Origin of the sequence: Sphingomonas guangdongensis, assembly GCF_900199185.1 — a bacterium.
Taxonomy (GTDB): Bacteria; Pseudomonadota; Alphaproteobacteria; order Sphingomonadales; family Sphingomonadaceae; genus Sphingomonas; species Sphingomonas guangdongensis.
Window position 1 is genome coordinate 147,642 of the sequence record NZ_OBMI01000003.1, and the last position, 19,879, is coordinate 167,520.

The following is a 19,879-nucleotide window of genomic DNA, read 5'->3' on the forward strand; positions in this document are numbered from 1 at the left end:
TAAGATCGGTAACGGAGCCGTCGCAACGAGCGCGAGCCGCGGGGCTGTTGCTTGATTGCTGCACCTGTGACGGACTTGCCGAGCGTCAAGCGGTTTAGCCGTTGCCAAGTGTCATCGCCGTGATAGCCTCCCTGTCACAAAAACGACGCGGATCAAGCGTCGAAACTCAGGTGATCGGGGGCAGACATGAAGATCAAGGCCGCGCTATTCCTGTCGGCGACGATGCTGGCGACCCCGGCCTGGGCACAGGACCAACCGGTAAGCGCAACCCCCGAGCTCCAGAACCCGGCCGCGCAGCGCGACGAGCAGGAGGGCGAGGGTGCGCGCGACATCGTGGTCACCGGATCGCGCATCGTCCGTTCCGGATTCGAGACGCCCAATCCCGTCACCGTGCTGTCGCTGGAGGACATCCAGAACAGCTCGCCGTCGAACAACATCGCCGACTTCGTCAACCAGCTGCCCTCGCTCGCGGGCTCCACCCGGCCTTCCAACTCGCGCCTAAACCTCAGCAGCGGGCAGGCGGGCATCAACGCGCTCAACCTGCGCAACCTGGGCGCGGAGCGGACGCTGGTGCTGGTCAACGGTCGCCGCTCGGTCGGCTCGACGGTGACCGGGCTGGTCGACGTCAACACCATCCCGCAGGCGCTGATCCGGAGCGTGGAGGTAAGCACCGGTGGCGCCTCGTCGGCCTATGGTTCGGACGCGGTCGCGGGCGTGGTCAATTTCCTGCTCGACAACAAGTTCACGGGCGTCCGGCTGCAGGGCGACAGCGGCATCACCGAGGAAGGCGACGGCTTCAACTACTCGGGCAGCGTGCTCGGCGGAGTGTCGTTCGCGGGCGGCCGCGGCCACCTGCTGCTGAGCGGCGAGGTCGCGCACCGCGACGGCATCCTGAGCATCGACCGCGACTGGAACGCGACCGGCTATGTCCGCATCCAGGACCCGAACTGGACGACCGCGAGCACTACGCCGCGCTACCTGATCCGGCGTCAGGTCGGCGCGGCCAACTCGACGCCGGGCGGTCTCGTAACCGGATCGGCGGGCGGTACCGCCAACCGCCTGCGCGGGCTCTACTTCGGCCAGGGCGGGCAGATCCTGCAGTACCAGTATGGCGCGCTGACCTTCCCATCGCCGACCGGCACGGCCGCGCCGACGCTGACCCAGGGCGGTTCGTGGCAGGTGAACGATTCCGGTCGCCGTATCGGCCTCGACCCAGAGGACGACCGCGCCGGCGTGTTCGGGCGCCTTAGCTTCGAGGTGGCGGACGGTGTCGAGCTGTTCGCCGAGGCCGCGTACAACAAGCAGAACATCTACTTCAATGCAGGGCCCAACCTGTCGACCGGCGTCGCGCTGACCGCCACCGGCTGCGGCACTGCGGCGAGCGCCGCGACCGCGCCGCTCACGTGCAACGCCTTCCTCTACAATACGCTCGGACCCGCGCGGCTCGCCGGCATCACCAGCGTGACGATCGCGACAACGGCCGCCGACCTGCCGTTCCGCGCGATCGACAACCGGCGCGAGGTGCAGCGCTACCTCGTCGGCGCGGAAGGCGAGACCGAGCTGTTCGGCAATCGCGCAACCTGGGACATCTACGGCCAGTACGGCCGCGCCGAGCTGCGCGAGCAGCTGCGCGGGATCATGAACATACAGCGCATGAACAATGCGACCGCGGTCGCCTTCGCCCCCGCCGGCAACGCGGGCGGCTATGCGGCCGGATCGATCCAGTGCCTGATCAACGTGGATGCGAGCGCCACCAACAACGATCCCGCCTGCGTGCCGCTCAACCGGCTGGGGCTCGGCGTCGCGAACCCGGCCGCCTTCGGCTATGTGCTGGGCGATCCGTACCGCGACGAGGTGGTCGAGCAGTGGGTCGCCGGGCTCAACGCCGCGATCACGCCGTTCGCCACCTGGGCGGGCGACATCAGCGTCGCGTTCGGTGGCGAGTACCGCAAGGAGCAGATCCGCGGGTTCGTGCCCCCTGAGTTCCAGCCGCTCGCGACCGTGGACGCAACCGGGCGCCCGACAACGAGCAACCGCTGGTCGGTCGGCAACTTCCTGCCCACCAACGGCGAGTATGACGTCAAGGAAGCCTATCTGGAGACGGTTGTGCCGCTCGGCCTGGGGCTGGAGTTCAACGGCGCGGTGCGCATCACCGACTATTCCACCGCCGGCAACGTGACGACGTGGAAGCTCGGCGGATCGTGGCAGCCGATCCCGGACATCCGGGTGCGCGTGACCCGCTCACGCGACATCCGCGCGCCCAACCTCAACGACCTGTTCCAGGGCGGATCGGCCAACAGCGACTCGATCCGGAACCCGATCTACAGCGCGACCAACCCGGCGAACGGCCCCGCCACCTACGGCTACTCGGGCTTCACCACCGGCAATCCCGACCTGCGGCCGGAGAAGGCCAATAGCTGGAACATCGGCGCGGTGGCATCGCCGCGTTTCCTGCCCGGCTTCAACCTGTCGGTCGACTATTTCCGGATCAACCTGCGCGACGGGATCAACACCTTCGCCGCGCAGAGCATCGCCGACCTCTGCTACCTCCAGCAGCAGCAGAGCTTCTGCGATGCGATCACGACCGATCCGGCGCGGTCGACGCCGGGCCAGCCCTATCTGCTGATCCGCAGCCAGCCGTTCAACGCGGCAAGCCAGCTGGTGCGCGGCGTCGACATCGACGCGAGCTACCGCTTGCCGCTCAACCAGCTGTTCGACGCGGCGCCGGGCGCGATCTCGATTCGCGGCGTGGCGACCCGCTACATCGACAACCTGTTCAACAGCGGGGTGCCCGGCACGGTCGTGCTCGACTCGGTCGGGGTCAACGGCGGGCAGTTCTCGACGCCCAAGTGGCTGTTCCGCGGCAGCGTCGCGTACGACAACGACAGCTTCTCGGTCACGGCGGTGGGTCGCGGGGTGAGTGCGGGCAAGTATGCCGCGAACGGCATCGAGTGCTCGACCGCGTGCCCGCCCGACAACCCCAACTTCTTCACCTATGACGACAATCGGGTGTCCGGCGTGTTCTACGCCGACCTGAACCTCACGCAGAAGATCCGCTTCGGCGACAAGCAGGAGGCGCAGTTCTTCATGAACGTGACCAACCTGTTCGATCGCTGGCCGCTGCTGCTGCCGGAAACGGGACTGGCGGCGAACAGCACCTATTCGGACCTGCTCGGCCGGCAGTTCCGGTTCGGCGTGCGGTTCGAGATGCGCTGAGCCGGCGCGCTCAGGCGGCGCGCTTGCTCTCGACCGCGCAGATTTGGCGGAAGCGGTCGGCGAGGAACGCGATCGTCGCTTCCACCCGCGCCGGGCGCAGCGTGCCGGGCGGGGTCAGCAGGTGGAGCGCGATGCTTGCCGAGCGCCAGTCGGCCAGCACCTCGACCAGCCGGCCGCTGGCGATCTCCTCGTCGACGATGAAGTCGGGCAGACGCGCGATGCCGAGCCCGGCCCTGAGCGCCGGGAGCATCGCGTCGCCGTTGTCGGTGACGAGCGGCCCCTGCGGGCGGACGGCGGCTTCCTCGCCCGAGCGATGGCTGAAGTGCCAGGTGCCGATCGCGTTGGCGTAGCCGAAGCAGGCATGGTCGGCGAGGTGCGCGGGGTGGGTCGGGGTGCCCGCTCGCGCCAGATAGGCGGGTGCCGCCACCACCCGCACGGTGACCGGCGCGAGCCGTCGCGCCCTGAGCGAGCTGTCGGGCAGCTCGGCGACCCTGAGCGCGATGTCGAAGCCGTCGGCGACGATGTCGACTCGTGCGTCCGACAGCCGGAGATCGATCTCCAGGCCGGGGTGCAGCGCGATCAGATCGGCGATCGCCGGTGCGACGAAGCGGATGCCGAAGGTGATGGGGGCGGCGATCCGGACGGTGCCGCTCGGGTTGCTTGCCGCATCGCGGGCGTGCTCCTCGGCCGCGCGCGCCTCCGCTACCATCCGCTGCGCACGCTCCGCGAGCGCCTGGCCGCTGTCGGTGAGCGACAGCCGGCGTGACGTGCGGTGGAACAGGCTGGTGCCGAGCGACGCCTCCAGCCTGGTGATCGCCTTCGACACCGTTCCCTTGGACAGCCCGATCGCCTCGGCCGCCGCGCTGAACGAGCGCTGCTCGGCGACGCAGGCGAAGATCGCCCAGGCCTCGAAGTCGGGAAGCCGCATGGTGCCAGCCTAATACCAGCGTTGATCCGAAACAATGTGTTTCGGATGTTTCCATTTACGCGAGCGGCGGCGGTCTTATCTTCGGGGCAATAAAGGAGGCAGCCATGCTGGATACCACCACCGCCACGATCGAGCGTCGTCCGTTCGAGAGCCTCGGCCACGCCAACCACGGCTGGCTGAACGCGCGTCACCATTTCAGCTTCGCCAACTATTACGACCCGGAGCGGATGAGTTGGGGCGCAATCCGCGTCTGGAACGACGACGAGATCGCCGCCAACAGCGGCTTCCCGCCGCACCCGCACCGCGACATGGAGATCATCACCTATGTCCGCTCGGGCGCGATCACGCACCAGGACTCGATGGGCAACCAGGGCCGCACCGGGGCGGGCGATGTACAGGTGATGAGCGCCGGCACCGGCGTGCGCCACGCCGAGTATAATCTGGAGGGCGAGACCACCACGCTGTTCCAGATCTGGATCGAGCCGCGCAGTGCCGGCGGTGCGCCGTCCTGGGGCGCGAAGCCGTTCCCGAAGGGCGACCGCTCCGGCCGGTTCGTGACCCTCGCCAGCGGCTTCGCCGAGGACGCCGATGCGCTGCCGATCCGGGCCGATGCCCGCGTGATGGGTGCGACACTGAGGGCGGGCGAGAGCGTCACCCACACCGTCGGTGCGAATCGTCACGCCTATCTGGTCGCCGCGACCGGCGCGCTGACGCTCGCGGGATTGGACACGACGGTACGGCTGTCGACCCGCGACGGCGCGGCACTTTCGGGCGGGCAGAGCGTCACGATCACCGCGGACGAGGACGCCGAGATCGTCCTGGTCGATTCCGAATAACGCCAAAGGAGTACGCACAATGGCCAAGGTTCTGGTTCTCTATTATTCCTCCTACGGGCACATCGCGAAGATGGCCGATGCGTTCGCCGTCGGCGCCCGCGAGGCGGGTGCCGAGGTGGACGTTCGCCGGGTCGAGGAAACCGTTCCGCCGGAGGTCGCCGCATCGTCGGGTTACGTCGTCAACGAGGCGCACGCGGTGCTGAGCGATCCGCAGGAGCTGACCAACTACGACGCGATCGTCGTCGGAACGGGCACGCGCTACGGCCGGATCTCTAGCCAGATGGCGGCCTTTTGGGACAAGGCGGGCGGTGTCTGGGCGTCGGGCGCGCTGAACGGCAAGGTCGGTGCCGCCTTTGCCTCGACCGCCACCCAGCACGGCGGGCAGGAGACGACGATCTTCTCCATCATCACCAACCTGCTCCACTTCGGGCTGGTGATCGTCGGGCTCGACTATGGCTACGACGGGCACGGCAGCGCCACCGAAGTGCACGGCAGCACGCCCTATGGTGCGAGCACGATCGCCGGCCAGGACGGCAGCCGCCAGCCGAGCGAGACCGACCTGAACGGCGCCCGCTACCAGGGCCGCCGGGTCGCAGAGGTTGCCGCCAAGCTCAGCGTCTGAGGGCATCGCGCTTCCCCTCTGCCACCGCTGGTGGCAGAGGGGCGGCATGATCGCGGATCGTGTCATTTTCCTCGACGGCGAGGCGATCGTCCTCGACAAGCCCGCCGGCCTGCCCGTCGACGCGCCGCGCGATCGGTCGCCCAGCGTCGAGTCGATGCTGGAGGAGATCACCTTCGGCTTCCACCGGTTGCCGCAACCCGTTCACCGGATCGACCGGGACACCAGCGGGTGCCTGCTGCTCGCGCGCAATGCCGGCGCGGCCAAGCGCTTCGGCCAGGCCTTCGAGGGCGCGCTGGTCCGTAAGCGCTACCTGGCGGTGGTCGCGGGCGTGCCGGAGGGCGATGCCGGCACGATCGACCTGCCGCTCGCCAAGGTGAGCACGCGGGAGGCGGGGTGGCGGATCGTGCCCAGCCCGCAGGGCAAGGTGGCCCGGACCGCGTGGCGCACGCTCTCGGTTGTCGACGGACGCGCGCTCGTCGAGTTCGTCCCGGCGACCGGGCGCACCCATCAGCTCCGCGTCCACGCGGCGAGCGGGCTAGGGCTGCCGATCGTCGGCGACCGGGTCTATGGCACGCCTGGCGAGCACATGATGCTCCACGCCGCCGCCATCGCGCTGCCGCGCGCGAACAAGCCGGAGGTAGCGGCGAAAGCAGCGCTGCCGCCACACTTCGCCGCGCTCGGCTTCGCTGCGTGATCCCCGAAGAAGCGGTTGTTGAGGAGAAGTTCCTGGCCGCGACCGGGCCGGGCGGGCAGAACGTCAACAAGGTCGCGACCGCGGTGCAGCTGCGCATCGACGTGTTCCGCCTGCGCCTGCCGCCCTACGCCTATCAGCAGCTGAAGGCGCTCGCCGGCAGCAAGCTGACCGCAGCGGGCGAGCTGCTGATCACCGCCCGCCGTTTCCGCACGCAGGAGGCGAACCGCGAGGACGCGCGCGCGCGGGCGGCGGAACTGATCTCCGCGGCCCATGTCCGCCAGCCGAAGCGCGTCAAGACGAAGCCGAGCAAGGCGGCCAAGGCGCGGCGGGTGGACGAGAAGAAGGGGCGCAGCGCGGTGAAGGCAGCGCGGGGGAAGGTGCGGGTGGATTGACTGTCACCCCAGCGCAGGCTGGCATCCATGCCTGTGTCGAGGATCGATGACGCGTCGATCCTGATCGACAGACATGGACCCCAGCCTTCGCTGGGGTGACGACAAGATGAGGTTGCCCTTCCCACAGCACTCTCGACACGCCACATCGCGCGGCATGTACGACTTCGCCATTGCTGCGGGCTCCAAGAGTGAGCTCTACCACGACCTCACAGCCGCGCTCGACGCGCTGACCGCCGACGAGCCGGACGCGGTCGCCAACATGGCGAATGCCGCAGCCTTGATCTGGCAGTATCTGCCCGACCTGAACTGGGCCGGGTTCTACCGGATGGTGAACGGCGAGCTGGTGCTCGGGCCGTTCCAGGGCAAGCCCGCCTGCATCCGAATCGCGCTCGGCAAGGGGGTGTGCGGCACGGCGGCGGCGACACGGGAGACGCAGCTGGTTGCCGACGTGCATGCGTTTCCCGGCCACATCGCCTGCGACGCGGCAAGCCGGTCGGAGCTGGTGGTGCCGATCGTCCATGCGGGCACGCTCATCGGCGTGCTCGATCTCGACAGCCCGCTGCCCGCGCGGTTCGACCACGGCGATGCCGCGGGGTGCGAGGCGCTGGTGCGGCTGCTCGCGCCGCGGCTGGTCACCGGCTGAGGCGCTGCCCCGGAACGGGACGGGCGGCGAGCGCCTGATGCTGTGAACCACTGCCGTGCTGGCGTATTATGGTGAGGCAAACGTAAATGAGTGGTGCGGAGGGCTGCACCAGCCGGCAAGAGGTCATCGATGCGCAAGGTCCTGATCGCCACCACTGCCTCGGTCGCGCTTCTCAGCGCCGGCGGCGCGCACGGGCAGGCACGCTCGGGCGCGTCTAGCGTCAGCGGTCGTGGGCCGACCTTCGCCCGCGCGAGTGCCGGGCCGGGCGGTGCCTTCTCGCACGCGCAGAGCGGTCCGGCCCGCATCGCGCCACCCAGTGGCGGTTGGAACGGCGGCGGCGTTCGACCCATGACGCTGCGTCCGAGCGGTTGGAACGGTGGCGCCGTCCGTCCGGTAACGCCGCGCCCGGGCGGCTGGAACAACGGGAGCGTCCGCCCGGTGACGCCGCGCCCAGGCGGCTGGAACAACGGTGGCGTGCGCCCGAACCATCCCTACGCCTCGTCCTGGTCTTCGAGCCGGTCGCAGAGCTGGAGCGGCCCGCGCGGGCAGTGGAACGGCGGGCGCTGGACCGGCGGTTCGCGGTGGGGTGGCCGCGTCGGCGGGCGCTGGCACTCTGGCTATTACGCGCCGGGCGGCTGGAACGCCTATCGCCGGCCGTATCGCGGCTGGCAGCTGCCGAGCTACTGGTACGCGCCAAGCTTCTTCATCAACGACTGGTCGTTCTTCGGGCTGGGCGCGCCGCCCTACGGCTACACCTGATAGCGCTACTACGACGATGCGGTGCTGCTCGACCCGCGCGGGCGGGTCTATGACAGCGTCAGCGGCGTCAACTGGGACGGCTACGCCGGCGCCTACGACGATGAGGCCTACTACGACGACCGCGACTACGACGACGGCTACGACGGCGAGCCGCCGGTCGCGCCGGATTATGGCTATGACGATGGCGGCTATGCGCCGGCGCGGCGCGACAATGGCGTCGGCGGCGCGATCATCGGTGGCGCGGTCGGGGCCGGGGTCGGCAACCTCGTCGCGGGCCGCGGCGACCGGCTCGGCGGCACCCTGATCGGGGCGGGCGTTGGTGCGATCGCCGGCGCGGCCATCGACCGGGCGGAGGATCGCGGCCGGCGTGCTCCGCCCTCGCGCTACGGCGCGCCCTATGCTCCGCCGCCACCGGGTGGTTATGCGCCACCACCACCACCGCCGGTCGACGTGGTCGAGGGCGGCTACGGTACGCGCGTCTATCACTCGGGCGGGGGCTACTACGGCGGCGGCTACATCGGCGGCACTACCGTGGTCGTGCAGCCGACCACGACCACGACGACCAAAACCACCTACGTGTACGAGGACGTTGCGCCGACCTACAAGGTCGTCAAGCGCCGCTACAGCGCCAAGCCGAAGTGCAAGTGCGCCTGGCGCTGAGCTGATCCGGCCGGCCGGGGGGCGCGTCAGCTGACCCGGTCGATCTCCTCGCGGGTGAGCGAGCCCGGGATGATCATGATCGGCACGTTGAGCGCCCCGGCGTCGGCTCCGGCGAAGTGCGTGACGAGCGGCCCCGGCGGGCCGCTGGCCGCGGCGCCCAGCACCAGCGCGGCGACGTCCGGATTCTCAACGATCATCTCGCGCACCACCTTTGGACCGTCGCCCTGCCGCACGGTGATCGACGGGGTGACGCCCGATTCCGACAGCAGCGTGCCGGCCGCGGCGGTAACGATCGCTTCCGCCTGAACGCGCGCCTCCTCCTCGATCGTCGCCTGAACCCCGCCCCACTGGACGAACTCGGCAGGCGGGATCAGCGCCAGGATCTCGACGCCGCCGCCGGTCTTCACCGCGCGGCGCGCGGCGAAGCGGAGCGCAATCTCCGCCTCCGGGCTGTCGTCGACCACCACCAGATAGATGCGCACCCGCCATCCCCTCCACTTGTCCGCCAGGTCTTGTTGGCCGTTGCCGAGCCTGCCGGAGCGGCGGCGCTACCGCAAGTCGCCGCGCGGCCCTTGACCCCGGCGGGCACGGCGGCAAAGGAGTGCGCCGTCTCCCGAACACGCTAGGATGCCCCATGGCGATCGAACTCAAGATGCCCGCGCTGTCGCCCACGATGGAGGAGGGCACGCTGGCCAAGTGGCTGGTGAAGGAAGGCGACACGGTCAAGGCAGGCGACCTGCTCGCGGAGATCGAGACGGACAAGGCGACCATGGAGTTCGAGGCGGTGGACGAGGGCACCGTTGCCCAGATCCTGGTCGCCGAGGGCACCGACAATGTGAAGGTCGGCACCGTCATCGCGATGATCGCCGGCGAGGGCGAGGACGCGTCGGCTGCCTCCACTCCAGCCCCGGCCGCGCCCGCCAAGGCGGCGCCAGCGGCAGAGCAGACATCGCCCGGTCCGGTCGACCGCACGCTCGCGCAGGCCGAGGATCACGGCCTGCCGCCGCAGAACAGCGCCGGCAGCGGTGAGGCGAAGGGCACGACCACCGCCTCCGCTCCGAGCAGCTCCGGCGGTGATCGGGTCAAGGCATCCCCGCTCGCCCGCCGCCTCGCCGCCGAGAAGGGCGTCGAGTTGTCCGGCGTGACCGGCTCCGGCCCGAACGGCCGCATCGTCAAGGCGGACGTCGAGGGCGCGGAGGCCGGCGCACCCGCCGCTGCCGCCGCGACCCCGGCGCCGGCACCCGCCACGTCGGCGGCCACTCCCACGCCGGCACCGGCCGCTTCGTCACCGCCGGCAGCGGCGCCGGCAAAGGTGTGGTGGGACGAGAGCATCCCGCACGAGGTCGAGAAACTCAGCAACATCCGCAAGACCATCGCGCGCCGCCTGACGGAGTCGAAGCAGACGGTGCCGCACATCTATCTGACCGTCGACGTCCGGCTGGACGCGCTGCTGAAGCTGCGCGGCGACCTCAACAAGGCGCTGGACGCGCGGGGCGTGAAGCTGTCGGTCAACGATTTGCTGATCAAGGCGCTGGGCGTTGCGCTGGAAGCCACGCCCAAGTGCAACGTCACCTACACGGGCGACAGCCTGATCAGCTACAAGCGCGCGGACGTGTCGGTCGCGGTATCCACCCCGACCGGGCTGATTACCCCGATCATCCGCGACGCGGCGAACGCCAGCGTGTCGGCGATCTCGACCCAGATGAAGGAGCTGGCCGGGCGCGCCAAGGACAACAAGCTGAAGCCCGAGGAGTACCAGGGCGGCACGGCGTCGCTCAGCAACATGGGCATGTTCGGGATCAAGCAGTTCGAGGCGGTGATCAATCCGCCTCAGGGCATGATCATGGCGATCGGCGCGGGCGAGAAGCGCCCCTACATCGTCGACGATGCGCTGGGCGTCGCGACGGTGATGACCGCGACGGGCAGCTTCGATCACCGCGCGATCGACGGCGCCGACGGCGCCCAGCTGATGAAGGCGTTCAAGGAGCTGGTCGAGGCTCCGCTCGGCATGATCGCCTGAGGCGGAGCGTACGCCCGTGCCGAGCCGCACCCTGGTCGAGCTGCTCCACATCGCGGCAGGGCTCGTCGCCACGGTGTTGATCGTGCGGCTGGCGGCCTGGGGCTACCCGCTGGCGCGCGGCACGTTTAATGCGCTGGGCTGGGTAGCCGGGGCGGCGGTCATGCTGATGGGGATGGGACCCTTGCGCAAGGCGTGGCGGATCGATCAGCGGAGACGCGAGCATGACTGAAGCCCCGCCCGACCAGCAACCGGCGATCCGCGTCACCACCATGCCGGCCGACGCCAACCCGTACGGCGACATCTTCGGCGGGTGGCTGATGAGCCAGATGGACATGGCCGCGGGGCTGGTCGCGTCGCGTCACTCGCACGGCCGCGCGGTCACGATCGCGGTGGAGGGCATGAAGTTCCACGCCCCCGTCGCGGTCGGTGACGAGGTGTCGGTCTACGCCGACCTGGTCCGGGTCGGGCGCACGTCCATGACCATCGACGTCCAGGCCTGGCGTCGCGGCCGCCATGTCGAGGAGCGCTGCCTGGTCACGCAGGCGCAGTTCGTGTTCGTCGCGATCGACGAGCACCGCCAGCCGCGCGCGGTGCAGGGGTGAGCTTCCTGTTCGCCTGTCTGGTCGCGCTCGCGGCATCGCTGCCTACGACGCTGATGACGCTGGGAGTCTGGACCGCCTACGGCCGGCTGGTCGATGGACACGCGACCGATACCGTCTTCCTGGCGCTGGTGTTCCTGTTCGTGCCGCTGATCTTCTTCGTGTCGATCGCGAGCAATCTGGCGGCGGTGCTCCTGGGTCAGTTGCTGGCGTTGACGGTGGACGACGTCGCCGGCTGGGCCACCGTGGCGCTCGCGGGTGCGCTCGTTGTGCTGCTGTGCGCCTGGACGCAGCGGGGGGTGGGGTTCGGCCGCATCTCCGCGCCCGTATCGCCGCTGCCGGTCGCGCTGTTCGCGGCGATCGACGCCGTTCTTCTGTGTGCCGGGCTGCAGCTGCTGCCGGGCGATCGCCTCTTCTGACGGGAGTTAAGTTCCTTGGCTGACACCTACGACCTGATCGTCCTCGGCTCCGGGCCGGGCGGCTATGTTGCGGCGATCCGGGCCGCGCAGCTGGGGCTGAAGACCGCGATCGTGGAACGCGAGAACCTGGGCGGCATCTGCCTCAACTGGGGCTGCATCCCGACCAAGGCGCTGCTGCGCTCGGCCGAGATCTTCCACTACATGCAGCACGCCGGCGACTACGGCCTGGTCGCGGAGAAGATCAGCGCGGACCTGGCCGCCGTGGTGAAGCGCTCGCGCGGGGTCGCCAAGCAGCTGAACCAGGGCGTCACGCACCTGATGAAGAAGAACAAGATCGCGGTGCACATGGGCGAGGGGAGGCTGCTCGCGCCAGGCAAGCTCTCCGTCACCGACAAGGACGGCAAGAAGACGGAGCTGTCGGCCAAGAACATCATCGTCGCGACCGGCGCGCGTGCCCGCGACCTGCCGAACCTGCCCGCCGACGGCAAGCGGGTGTGGACCTATCGCCACGCGATGACGCCGGCGGAGCTGCCGACCAAGCTGCTGGTCATCGGATCGGGCGCGATCGGGATCGAGTTCGCAAGCTTCTACAACGACATGGGTGCCGAGGTGACGGTGATCGAGATGCTCGACCGGATCGTGCCGGTCGAGGACGCGGACGTGTCGGCATTCCTCGAAAAGGCGCTGAAGAAGCAGGGCATGACGATCATGACCGGCGCCAAGATCGACAAGATCGCGGCGAGCGGCAGCGGCGTGTCCGCCACGATCACGGCGAAGGACGGCAAGGCCGCCACCGCCGAGTACAGCCACGTCATCGTCGCGATCGGTATCGTGCCGAACACGGGCGACATCGGGTTGAAGGAGCTGGGCGTCGCGACCGACGATCGCGGCTTCGTGAAGACGGACGCCGCCTGCAAGACCAACGTGCCGGGCGTGTGGGCGATCGGCGACATCACCGCACCACCCTGGCTCGCGCACAAGGCGAGCCACGAGGGCGTGATCGCAGTGGAAGCGATCGCGGGCAACCACCCGCACGCCATGGACGTCCGCAACATCCCGGGCTGCACCTACTGCCACCCACAGGTCGCCAGCGTGGGCCTGACCGAGGCAAAGGCGAAGGAGGCCGGCTACCAGGTCAAGGTCGGCAATTTTCCGTTCATCGGCAACGGCAAGGCGATTGCGCTCGGCGAAGCGGAGGGCTTCATCAAGACCGTTTTCGACGCGAAGACCGGCGAGCTGCTCGGTGCGCACATGATCGGGGCGGAGGTGACCGAGCTCATCCAGGGTTACGCGGTCGGCAAGACGCTGGAGACAACGGAGGCCGAGCTGATGGAGACGGTCTTCCCGCACCCGACGCTGAGCGAGATGATGCACGAGAGCGTGCTGGGCGCGTACGGCAAGGCGCTTCATATCTGATTGTTGCCGGCGGAACAGGGCGGGGCGGGCCTGCGTTGCGGCGCAAAGCCTAGGAGATGGTCTCATGAAGCGCACCGCCCTGTTTGCATCGCTCGCCTCGCTCAGCCTGCTTGCGGCGTGCGGCGGCGACGACATCGTCGTCACCAACGAAAACAATGTCGTGCTGAACGACGCCATCGAGAACTACGCGGTCACCAACGACGGCGAAGTGGCCGCGAACGACGCGGCGCCGATGAACGCGACCGACGGCAACATGATGATGTCGAACAACAGCGCCATGAACGGAACCGAGCCGACCGCGAACGCGATGTAGGACACGCGAGCGATGGACAAGGATGAAGCCGCGGAGGTCCGCCGGGACTTCGATGAGGCGGTGAACATGACGCCCAAGGAGCTAGAGGACTGGCTCGAGACTGATGACAGCAAGCGCGTCGGCTGGAAGGGCGAGGATGGGAAGGGCGACGGCGAAAGCGTCGGCCATCACTCCGGGCGGCGGATCGTCGCGATCAAGCGCAAGAAGGTCTCCGAACTCAGCGACGACGATCTCGCCCACATGCGGAAGGTTCACTCCTACGTCGCGCGCCACTCGGCCCAGCGGCCAGACGGGGGCGTGAGCGAGACCAACTGGCGCTACTCGCTGATGAACTGGGGGCATGATCCGCTGAAGGATTGATGCTCCTTCGTTTATGTCCACCCCGGCGAGGGCCGGGGTCCAGTTCGGAGCCTCGCAGACGTGCTCCGGCGCAGGCGGTAGCCACGGCGGAAAGCAGCCGGCCCCCGCTCCTCCCGGCTCCAGCCCATCTATGCGGTAGCGACGCGTGAGTGTCGCCAGCGTTCCGTAGCTGGACCCCGGCCTTCGCCGGGGTGACAGGCTCGGCACTTAGACGCCTCCGCGCACCCCTGTTGACCCCAACCCGCCCGCTGGGTATAGGCGCCCCCGTTCCTGCGGAGGTGGCCGTTCGTCCTCGACCGGCGCCGCGTGGTGGACAGAGCTGAACGTTGCTGGTGACTGACGGGCCCGGGGGGCAGGCGCTCCCTTCGGCCCTTCTGCCGTTTCAGGCTTTATCGACTCCAGCAAAGTAACCGCCGGCGCAGTTGCCGGTAACACAAAGGTGAAGGGCTTCATGCCAACGATCAACCAGCTGGTCCGCAAGGGCCGCGAACCGCAGAAGGCCAAGTCGAAGGTCCCTGCGATGGAGCAGAACCCGCAGAAGCGCGGCGTCTGCACCCGCGTCTACACGACGACGCCGAAGAAGCCGAACTCGGCGCTGCGCAAGGTGGCCAAGGTCCGCCTGACCAACCAGCGCGAGGTCATCAGCTACATCCCGGGCGAGGGCCACAACCTCCAGGAGCACTCGGTGGTGCTGATCCGCGGCGGCCGTGTGCGCGATCTGCCGGGCGTGCGCTACCACGTGCTGCGCGGCGTGCTCGACACGCAGGGCGTCAAGGATCGCCGCCAGTCGCGCTCCAAGTACGGGGCGAAGCGGCCCAAGTAAGCCGCGCCTCCGTTTTCAGCTGATTGAAAGGTATTCCACATGGCGCGTCGTCGTCGTCCCGAGAAGCGGGAAATCCTGCCTGACCCCAAGTTCGGGGATGAGGTCCTGTCGAAGTTCATGAACAGCGTGATGCTCGACGGCAAGAAGGCCGTCGCCGAGGGCATCGTCTACTCCGCGATGGAGACGGTCGAGAGCCGCGCGAAGAAGGACCCGATCGGCGTGTTCCACGACGCGCTGAACAACATCAAGCCGGGCATCGAGGTCCGCAGCCGCCGCGTCGGTGGTGCGACCTACCAGGTGCCGGTCGAGGTCCGTCCGGAGCGCGCGCAGGCGCTGGCGATCCGCTGGCTGATCTCGGCCGCCCGCAACCGCAGCGAGCACACCATGTCGGCGCGCCTGTCGGGCGAGCTGCTCGATGCGTCGAACAACCGCGGCAATGCGGTGAAGAAGCGCGAGGACACGCACCGCATGGCGGAAGCGAACCGCGCCTTCAGCCACTACCGCTGGTAAGTTCCGTTACTACATGGGGAGTTCGGGCCTTCGGTCCGGCTCCCCGACGACCGTTCGCCCTGAGTAGGGGCTGAGCCTGCCGAAGGCCCGTATCGAAGGGCATGCTTCGATACGCCAATTCGACTTCGCTCAATGGCTACTCAGCACGAACGGGCGGGGGGCGATCCCCACAGCTTTCTTGCACCGCCGACCCGTCGGCACAGGAGTGATTGATCATGGCCCGCAGCCATCCGCTCGAGCGTTACCGCAATATCGGCATCATGGCGCACATCGACGCCGGCAAGACGACGACGACCGAGCGTATCCTCTACTACACCGGCAAGTCCTACAAGATCGGCGAGGTCCACGAGGGCACCGCGACCATGGACTGGATGGAGCAGGAGCAGGAGCGCGGGATCACGATCACGTCGGCCGCGACGACCTGCAAGTGGCGCGCCGAAGAGGGCAAGGGTGAGGAGCACCTCATCAACATCATCGACACGCCTGGCCACGTCGACTTCACCATCGAGGTCGAGCGTTCGCTGCGCGTGCTCGACGGCGCGGTTGCGTGCTTCGACGGCGTCGCAGGCGTCGAGCCGCAGTCGGAGACGGTGTGGCGTCAGGCGGAGAAGTACAAGGTTCCGCGGATGTGCTTCGTCAACAAGCTCGACCGCACGGGCGCCGACTTCTATTTCTGCGTGAACTCGATCATCGAGCGTCTCGGCGCGCGCCCGGCCGTGCTGTACCTGCCGATCGGCATGGAAGGCGGCTTCAAGGGCCTGGTCGACCTGGTCGAGAACCGCGCGATCATCTGGCTCGAGGAGTCGCTCGGCGCGAAGTTCGAGTACCAGGCGATCCCCGACGATCTGGCGGAGAAGGCCGCCAAGTACCGCAGCGACCTGATCGAGATGGCCGTCGAGCAGGACGACGACCTGATGGAGGCGTATCTCGAGGGCAACGAGCCGTCGACCGCCGACCTCAAGAAGCTGATCCGCAAGGGTACGCTGAACTTCTCGTTCGTGCCGATCGTCTGCGGCTCCGCGTTCAAGAACAAGGGCGTCCAGCCGCTGCTCGACGCGGTGGTCGACTATCTGCCGAGCCCGCTCGACATCCCGGACGTCGAGGGCGTGAAGCTCGACGGCACGACCCCGGACTCGCGCCCCGCGTCCGACACGGCGCCGCTGTCGCTGCTCGCGTTCAAGATCATGAACGATCCGTTCGTGGGCTCGCTCACCTTTGCCCGCATCTACTCGGGCACCCTCACCAAGGGTTCGTACCTGAACTCGGTGAAGGACAAGAAGGAGAAGATCGGCCGCATGCTCCTGATGCATGCGAACAGCCGCGAGGACATCGAGGAGGCACGCGCCGGCGACATCGTCGCGATCGCGGGTCTGAAGGAGACCACGACCGGCGACACGCTGTGCGATCCGGCGAACCCGATCATCCTGGAGCGTATGGAGTTCCCGGAGCCGGTGATCGAGCTGTCGGTGGAGCCGAAGACCAAGGCCGACCAGGAGAAGATGGGCATCGCGCTCAACCGCCTGGCTGCCGAGGATCCCTCGTTCCGCGTGTCCACGGACCATGAGTCGGGCCAGACCATCATCAAGGGGATGGGCGAGCTCCACCTCGAGATCCTGGTCGATCGCATGAAGCGCGAGTTCAAGGTCGAGGCGAACGTCGGTGCCCCGCAGGTGGCATATCGCGAGTACCTCGCGAAGAAGGTCGACATCGACTACACGCACAAGAAGCAGTCGGGCGGCTCCGGCCAGTTCGGCCGCGTCAAGGTGACGGTGGTGCCGGGCGAGCGCGGCTCGGGCTTCCAGTTCATGGACGAGATCAAGGGCGGCAACATTCCGCGCGAGTACATCCCGTCGGTCGAGAAGGGCTTCCGCGAGACCGCCGAGACGGGGTCGCTGATCGGCTTCCCGATCATCGACTTCGAGGTGCACCTGACCGACGGCGCGTACCACGACGTCGACTCCTCAGCGCTGGCGTTCGAGATCTGCGCGCGCGGCGCGATGCGCGAGGCCGCGCAGAAGGCCGGCATCAAGCTGCTCGAGCCGGTGATGAAGGTCGAGGTGGTGACGCCGGAGGATTACCTGGGCGACGTGATCGGCGACATGAACAGCCGCCGCGGACAGATCCAGGGCACCGACACGCGCGGCAACGCGCAGGCGGTGACGGCGATGGTGCCGCTCGCCAACATGTTCGGTTACGTGAACCAGCTCCGCTCGTTCACCCAGGGCCGTGCGAACTACTCCATGCAGTTCTCGCACTATGACGAGGTGCCCGCGAACGTCGCCGAGGAAGTCAAGGCGAAGATGGCCTGAGGCGGGCGGGGTCAAGGCGACTTGGCCCCACCCCCTGTCAGGCGGGCCACGCCGGATGTCGTTGGTGGCGGATCAACGCCGCCGCGCCGTCCCGGTGGGGGTAGCGTAAGCGTCAATCACTCGCTATGGGGCCGGGTCCTTTCCGCGGCTCCGCCGGCGAACAGACAATCAGACTAGAAGGTAGGGAACAATGGCCAAGGCTAAGTTTGAGCGGAACAAGCCGCACCTGAACATCGGCACCATCGGTCACGTCGACCATGGCAAGACCTCGCTGACCGCCGCCATCACCAAGGTGCTGGCCGAGAACGTCGCGGGCAACGCCGCCGTCGACTTCGCCAACATCGACAAGGCGCCGGAAGAGCGCGAGCGCGGCATCACCATCTCGACCGCGCACGTCGAGTATGAGACCGACGCGCGCCACTACGCGCACGTCGACTGCCCGGGCCACGCCGACTATGTGAAGAACATGATCACCGGTGCCGCCCAGATGGACGGCGCGATCCTGGTGGTCGCCGCGACCGACGGCCCGATGCCGCAGACCAAGGAGCACATCCTGCTCGCGCGTCAGGTCGGCGTGCCGACCATGGTCGTGTTCCTCAACAAGGTCGACCTGGTCGACGACGAGGAGATCCTGGAGCTCGTCGAGATGGAGATCCGCGAGGAGCTTTCCAAGCGCGAGTTCGACGGTGACAACATCCCGATCATCCGCGGCTCGGCAACGGCCGCGCTGTCGGGCTCCGACGAGAAGCTCGGCAAGGACGCGATCCTGGCGCTGATGGCCGCGGTCGACGAGTCGATCCCGCAGCCGGAGCGTCCGCTGGACAAGCCGTTCATGATGCCGATCGAGGATGTGTTCTCGATCTCGGGTCGCGGCACCGTGGTCACCGGCCGCGTCGAGACCGGCGTGGTGAAGGTCGGCGAGGAAGTCGAGATCGTCGGCATCCAGGAGTCGGTCCGCAAGACCACTGTCACCGGTGTTGAGATGTTCCGCAAGCTGCTCGACCAGGGCCAGGCCGGCGACAACATCGGCGCGCTGATCCGCGGCGTCGGTCGCGACGAGGTGGAGCGCGGCCAGGTGCTCGCGAAGCCGGGTTCGATCAAGCCGCACACCGACTTCCAGTCGTCGGTCTACGTGCTCTCGAAGGACGAGGGCGGCCGTCACACGCCGTTCTTCGGCAACTACCGTCCGCAGTTCTACTTCCGCACGACGGACGTGACCGGCACGATCGAGCTGCCCGAGGGCACCGAGATGGTCATGCCGGGCGACGAGGTCGCGCTGGGCGTCAAGCTCATCGCACCGATCGCGATGGACGTGGGTCAGCGCTTCACCATCCGTGAGGGCGGTCGTACCGTCGGCGCGGGCGTGGTCAGCGAGATCAACAAGTAAGACCAGCCGATAGGCTGATCCAGGAGGACCCGGGTTCCCGAAGCGGAGCCCGGGTCCTTTTGCGTCTTGCGCCCGCAGCGCTGATACGGACTATGCGCCGTGACAGGTGCGTGGCGGGGGCGCAGGATGGTCGAGGAAACGGCGCGGACGCGGCGGCTCGCGTTTGCGGCACATTGGACGATGGAAGTGATCGTCGTCGTGGTCGGCGTGCTGGTCGCGCTGGCGGTTCAGCAGTGGGCCGAACAGCGGGCGGCACGCGAGCGAGCCGATGCGGCGCGTGGCCGATTGCGCGAGGAGGTCGTCGGAAACACGACCAACCTGATCGAGCGGATAGCGGTCACGCCATGTCTGACGGCAAGGCTCCGCTATTTGAGCGACCGGCTGGAGCGTGCCGACCAGGATCGTGGGGCGATCACCGGCTTCCTGGCTCCGAGCGCGAGTGGGGTGCGCCGCATCTATGCGGCGCCGGTGCGGATCGCGGCGCGCGACGTCCTGACGGGTGCGCTGAACAGCGGGGATCTCGCCGTGCTCCCGGCCGGTCAGGTTGCGGCGCTCGGGGCGGCGTACAGCGCCTTTGATGCCTTTGCTCTCGCAAACCGCGAGGAGTTCGCGCTGCTCGCGGCCTTGGCGCCGCTGCGGATCGGCGTGCCCGGCGACGGCGCGCGTCGCGACGCGCTCTATACAACGGTTGAGCGTCTCCGCGGGCTCAACAGCGTGATGAAGGCGGTGGCGGACGATGGCGTGAAGACAGCCGCGGCGGCCGGCTTCGCGCTCACTCCAGCCGAACGGCGCTCGATGCGCAGCGACACGCTCCTGCCGCTGCGGAAGGTCTACGGGCAGTGCGTCGACGTGACGATATCGTCGCGCCTGCCGCGAACGGGGGTCTGAACCGGACGCAGCGCCGCCGCCGGGCCACCGCAACGAAGAGGGGCGCGGATAGGGACTTGCCCTGCCTGCGTCAGGCGTGTAGGGG

22 protein-coding genes are annotated in these 19,879 nt (G+C 68.3%); 20 read left to right on the top strand and 2 right to left on the bottom strand.

Annotation, left to right across the window (positions count from 1 at the left end; genetic code table 11):
- Positions 1-186 precede the first annotated feature (186 nt).
- On the top strand, positions 187-3,216 hold the full coding sequence (locus CRO12_RS12625; RefSeq protein ID WP_097064442.1) for a TonB-dependent receptor domain-containing protein: 3,030 nt from the start codon (positions 187-189) through the stop codon (positions 3,214-3,216).
- 10 nt (positions 3,217-3,226) lie between these two features.
- Here the strand turns inward: CRO12_RS12625 and CRO12_RS12630 are convergent, their stop codons facing one another.
- The gene (locus CRO12_RS12630) at positions 3,227-4,144 is read right to left on the bottom strand and encodes a LysR family transcriptional regulator (RefSeq protein ID WP_097064443.1); all 918 of its coding nucleotides are present in this window, start codon (positions 4,142-4,144) and stop codon (positions 3,227-3,229) included.
- Between the two features lie 104 nt (positions 4,145-4,248).
- On the opposite strand from CRO12_RS12630, the gene CRO12_RS12635 reads away from it, so the two are divergent.
- The 7 genes from CRO12_RS12635 to CRO12_RS12665 all read left to right on the top strand — a co-directional run bounded on the left by CRO12_RS12635 (position 4,249) and on the right by CRO12_RS12665 (position 8,750).
- On the top strand, positions 4,249-4,980 hold the full coding sequence (locus CRO12_RS12635) for a pirin family protein (protein ID WP_097064444.1): 732 nt from the start codon (positions 4,249-4,251) through the stop codon (positions 4,978-4,980).
- 19 nt (positions 4,981-4,999) lie between these two features.
- Positions 5,000-5,602, top strand: a complete 603-nt coding sequence (wrbA, locus tag CRO12_RS12640) for an NAD(P)H:quinone oxidoreductase (RefSeq protein ID WP_097064445.1) — start codon at positions 5,000-5,002, stop codon at positions 5,600-5,602.
- A 46-nt stretch (positions 5,603-5,648) separates the two neighbouring features.
- The gene (locus CRO12_RS12645; RefSeq protein ID WP_097064446.1) at positions 5,649-6,296 is read left to right on the top strand and encodes an RluA family pseudouridine synthase; all 648 of its coding nucleotides are present in this window, start codon (positions 5,649-5,651) and stop codon (positions 6,294-6,296) included.
- Positions 6,293-6,688 (top strand): alternative ribosome rescue aminoacyl-tRNA hydrolase ArfB, encoded by a 396-nt coding sequence (gene arfB, locus CRO12_RS12650; RefSeq protein ID WP_097064447.1) that lies wholly within the window; start codon positions 6,293-6,295, stop codon positions 6,686-6,688. Before CRO12_RS12645 ends, arfB begins: the two co-directional genes overlap by 4 nt.
- 154 nt (positions 6,689-6,842) lie before the next feature.
- Positions 6,843-7,331: a GAF domain-containing protein gene (locus CRO12_RS12655; RefSeq protein WP_097064448.1), complete on the top strand. Its 489-nt coding sequence runs from the start codon at positions 6,843-6,845 to the stop codon at positions 7,329-7,331.
- 129 nt (positions 7,332-7,460) lie between these two features.
- A complete protein-coding gene (locus CRO12_RS12660) occupies positions 7,461-8,090 on the top strand; it encodes a hypothetical protein (protein WP_097064449.1) in 630 nt (209 codons plus the stop codon).
- Positions 8,091-8,111: 21 nt separating this feature from the next.
- Entirely contained in the window at positions 8,112-8,750 is a 639-nt protein-coding gene (locus tag CRO12_RS12665; RefSeq protein WP_097064450.1) for a glycine zipper 2TM domain-containing protein, read from the top strand.
- A gap of 26 nt (positions 8,751-8,776) precedes the next feature.
- Here the strand turns inward: CRO12_RS12665 and CRO12_RS12670 are convergent, their stop codons facing one another.
- Entirely contained in the window at positions 8,777-9,232 is a 456-nt protein-coding gene (locus CRO12_RS12670; RefSeq protein ID WP_097064451.1) for a universal stress protein, read from the bottom strand.
- Between the two features lie 152 nt (positions 9,233-9,384).
- Between CRO12_RS12670 and CRO12_RS12675 the strand changes: the two genes are divergently transcribed.
- The 12 genes from CRO12_RS12675 (at position 9,385) to CRO12_RS12730 (ending at position 19,794) form a co-directional block, all read left to right on the top strand.
- Entirely contained in the window at positions 9,385-10,770 is a 1,386-nt protein-coding gene (locus tag CRO12_RS12675; RefSeq protein WP_097064452.1) for a pyruvate dehydrogenase complex dihydrolipoamide acetyltransferase, read from the top strand.
- Between the two features lie 16 nt (positions 10,771-10,786).
- Positions 10,787-10,999, top strand: a complete 213-nt coding sequence (locus CRO12_RS12680) for a hypothetical protein (RefSeq protein ID WP_097064453.1) — start codon at positions 10,787-10,789, stop codon at positions 10,997-10,999.
- A complete protein-coding gene (locus CRO12_RS12685; RefSeq protein ID WP_097064454.1) occupies positions 10,992-11,372 on the top strand; it encodes an acyl-CoA thioesterase in 381 nt (126 codons plus the stop codon). Before CRO12_RS12680 ends, CRO12_RS12685 begins: the two co-directional genes overlap by 8 nt.
- Positions 11,369-11,788 carry a hypothetical protein gene (locus CRO12_RS12690; RefSeq protein WP_097064455.1) on the top strand — a complete coding sequence of 140 codons (420 nt, stop codon included), beginning with the start codon at positions 11,369-11,371 and terminating at the stop codon, positions 11,786-11,788. The genes CRO12_RS12685 and CRO12_RS12690 overlap by 4 nt, the downstream gene beginning before the upstream one ends.
- Before the next feature lie 15 nt (positions 11,789-11,803).
- Positions 11,804-13,204, top strand: a complete 1,401-nt coding sequence (lpdA, locus tag CRO12_RS12695; RefSeq protein WP_097064456.1) for a dihydrolipoyl dehydrogenase — start codon at positions 11,804-11,806, stop codon at positions 13,202-13,204.
- A gap of 64 nt (positions 13,205-13,268) precedes the next feature.
- Positions 13,269-13,517, top strand: a complete 249-nt coding sequence (locus CRO12_RS12700; RefSeq protein ID WP_097064457.1) for a hypothetical protein — start codon at positions 13,269-13,271, stop codon at positions 13,515-13,517.
- Positions 13,518-13,529: 12 nt separating this feature from the next.
- On the top strand, positions 13,530-13,877 hold the full coding sequence (locus tag CRO12_RS12705) for a DUF3140 domain-containing protein (RefSeq protein WP_097064458.1): 348 nt from the start codon (positions 13,530-13,532) through the stop codon (positions 13,875-13,877).
- A 451-nt stretch (positions 13,878-14,328) separates the two neighbouring features.
- On the top strand, positions 14,329-14,700 hold the full coding sequence (gene rpsL, locus CRO12_RS12710; protein ID WP_029936467.1) for a 30S ribosomal protein S12: 372 nt from the start codon (positions 14,329-14,331) through the stop codon (positions 14,698-14,700).
- Positions 14,701-14,739: 39 nt separating this feature from the next.
- Positions 14,740-15,210: a 30S ribosomal protein S7 gene (gene rpsG, locus CRO12_RS12715; protein ID WP_097064459.1), complete on the top strand. Its 471-nt coding sequence runs from the start codon at positions 14,740-14,742 to the stop codon at positions 15,208-15,210.
- Between the two features lie 215 nt (positions 15,211-15,425).
- Positions 15,426-17,519: an elongation factor G gene (gene fusA, locus CRO12_RS12720; protein WP_097064460.1), complete on the top strand. Its 2,094-nt coding sequence runs from the start codon at positions 15,426-15,428 to the stop codon at positions 17,517-17,519.
- A 190-nt stretch (positions 17,520-17,709) separates the two neighbouring features.
- Positions 17,710-18,906 carry an elongation factor Tu gene (tuf, locus tag CRO12_RS12725; protein ID WP_097064461.1) on the top strand — a complete coding sequence of 399 codons (1,197 nt, stop codon included), beginning with the start codon at positions 17,710-17,712 and terminating at the stop codon, positions 18,904-18,906.
- 126 nt (positions 18,907-19,032) lie between these two features.
- A complete protein-coding gene (locus CRO12_RS12730; RefSeq protein WP_097064462.1) occupies positions 19,033-19,794 on the top strand; it encodes a hypothetical protein in 762 nt (253 codons plus the stop codon).
- The last annotated feature ends 85 nt before the right edge of the window (positions 19,795-19,879 follow it).

Bases quoted from the DNA above. Each gene is read 5' to 3' on its own strand.
- rpsG (WP_097064459.1), top strand. From the start codon at position 14,740: ATGGCGCGTCGTCGTCGTCCCGAGAAGCGGGAAATCCTGCCTGACCCC.
- CRO12_RS12655 (WP_097064448.1), top strand. From the start codon at position 6,843: ATGTACGACTTCGCCATTGCTGCGGGCTCCAAGAGTGAGCTCTACCAC.
- CRO12_RS12625 (WP_097064442.1), top strand. From the start codon at position 187: ATGAAGATCAAGGCCGCGCTATTCCTGTCGGCGACGATGCTGGCGACC.
- fusA (WP_097064460.1), top strand. From the start codon at position 15,426: ATGGCCCGCAGCCATCCGCTCGAGCGTTACCGCAATATCGGCATCATG.
- CRO12_RS12630 (WP_097064443.1), bottom strand. From the start codon at position 4,144: ATGCGGCTTCCCGACTTCGAGGCCTGGGCGATCTTCGCCTGCGTCGCC.
- CRO12_RS12685 (WP_097064454.1), top strand. From the start codon at position 10,992: ATGACTGAAGCCCCGCCCGACCAGCAACCGGCGATCCGCGTCACCACC.
- CRO12_RS12700 (WP_097064457.1), top strand. From the start codon at position 13,269: ATGAAGCGCACCGCCCTGTTTGCATCGCTCGCCTCGCTCAGCCTGCTT.
- rpsL (WP_029936467.1), top strand. From the start codon at position 14,329: ATGCCAACGATCAACCAGCTGGTCCGCAAGGGCCGCGAACCGCAGAAG.
- tuf (WP_097064461.1), top strand. From the start codon at position 17,710: ATGGCCAAGGCTAAGTTTGAGCGGAACAAGCCGCACCTGAACATCGGC.
- CRO12_RS12705 (WP_097064458.1), top strand. From the start codon at position 13,530: ATGGACAAGGATGAAGCCGCGGAGGTCCGCCGGGACTTCGATGAGGCG.
- CRO12_RS12675 (WP_097064452.1), top strand. From the start codon at position 9,385: ATGGCGATCGAACTCAAGATGCCCGCGCTGTCGCCCACGATGGAGGAG.
- wrbA (WP_097064445.1), top strand. From the start codon at position 5,000: ATGGCCAAGGTTCTGGTTCTCTATTATTCCTCCTACGGGCACATCGCG.
- CRO12_RS12660 (WP_097064449.1), top strand. From the start codon at position 7,461: ATGCGCAAGGTCCTGATCGCCACCACTGCCTCGGTCGCGCTTCTCAGC.
- CRO12_RS12730 (WP_097064462.1), top strand. From the start codon at position 19,033: ATGGTCGAGGAAACGGCGCGGACGCGGCGGCTCGCGTTTGCGGCACAT.
- CRO12_RS12635 (WP_097064444.1), top strand. From the start codon at position 4,249: ATGCTGGATACCACCACCGCCACGATCGAGCGTCGTCCGTTCGAGAGC.
- CRO12_RS12645 (WP_097064446.1), top strand. From the start codon at position 5,649: ATGATCGCGGATCGTGTCATTTTCCTCGACGGCGAGGCGATCGTCCTC.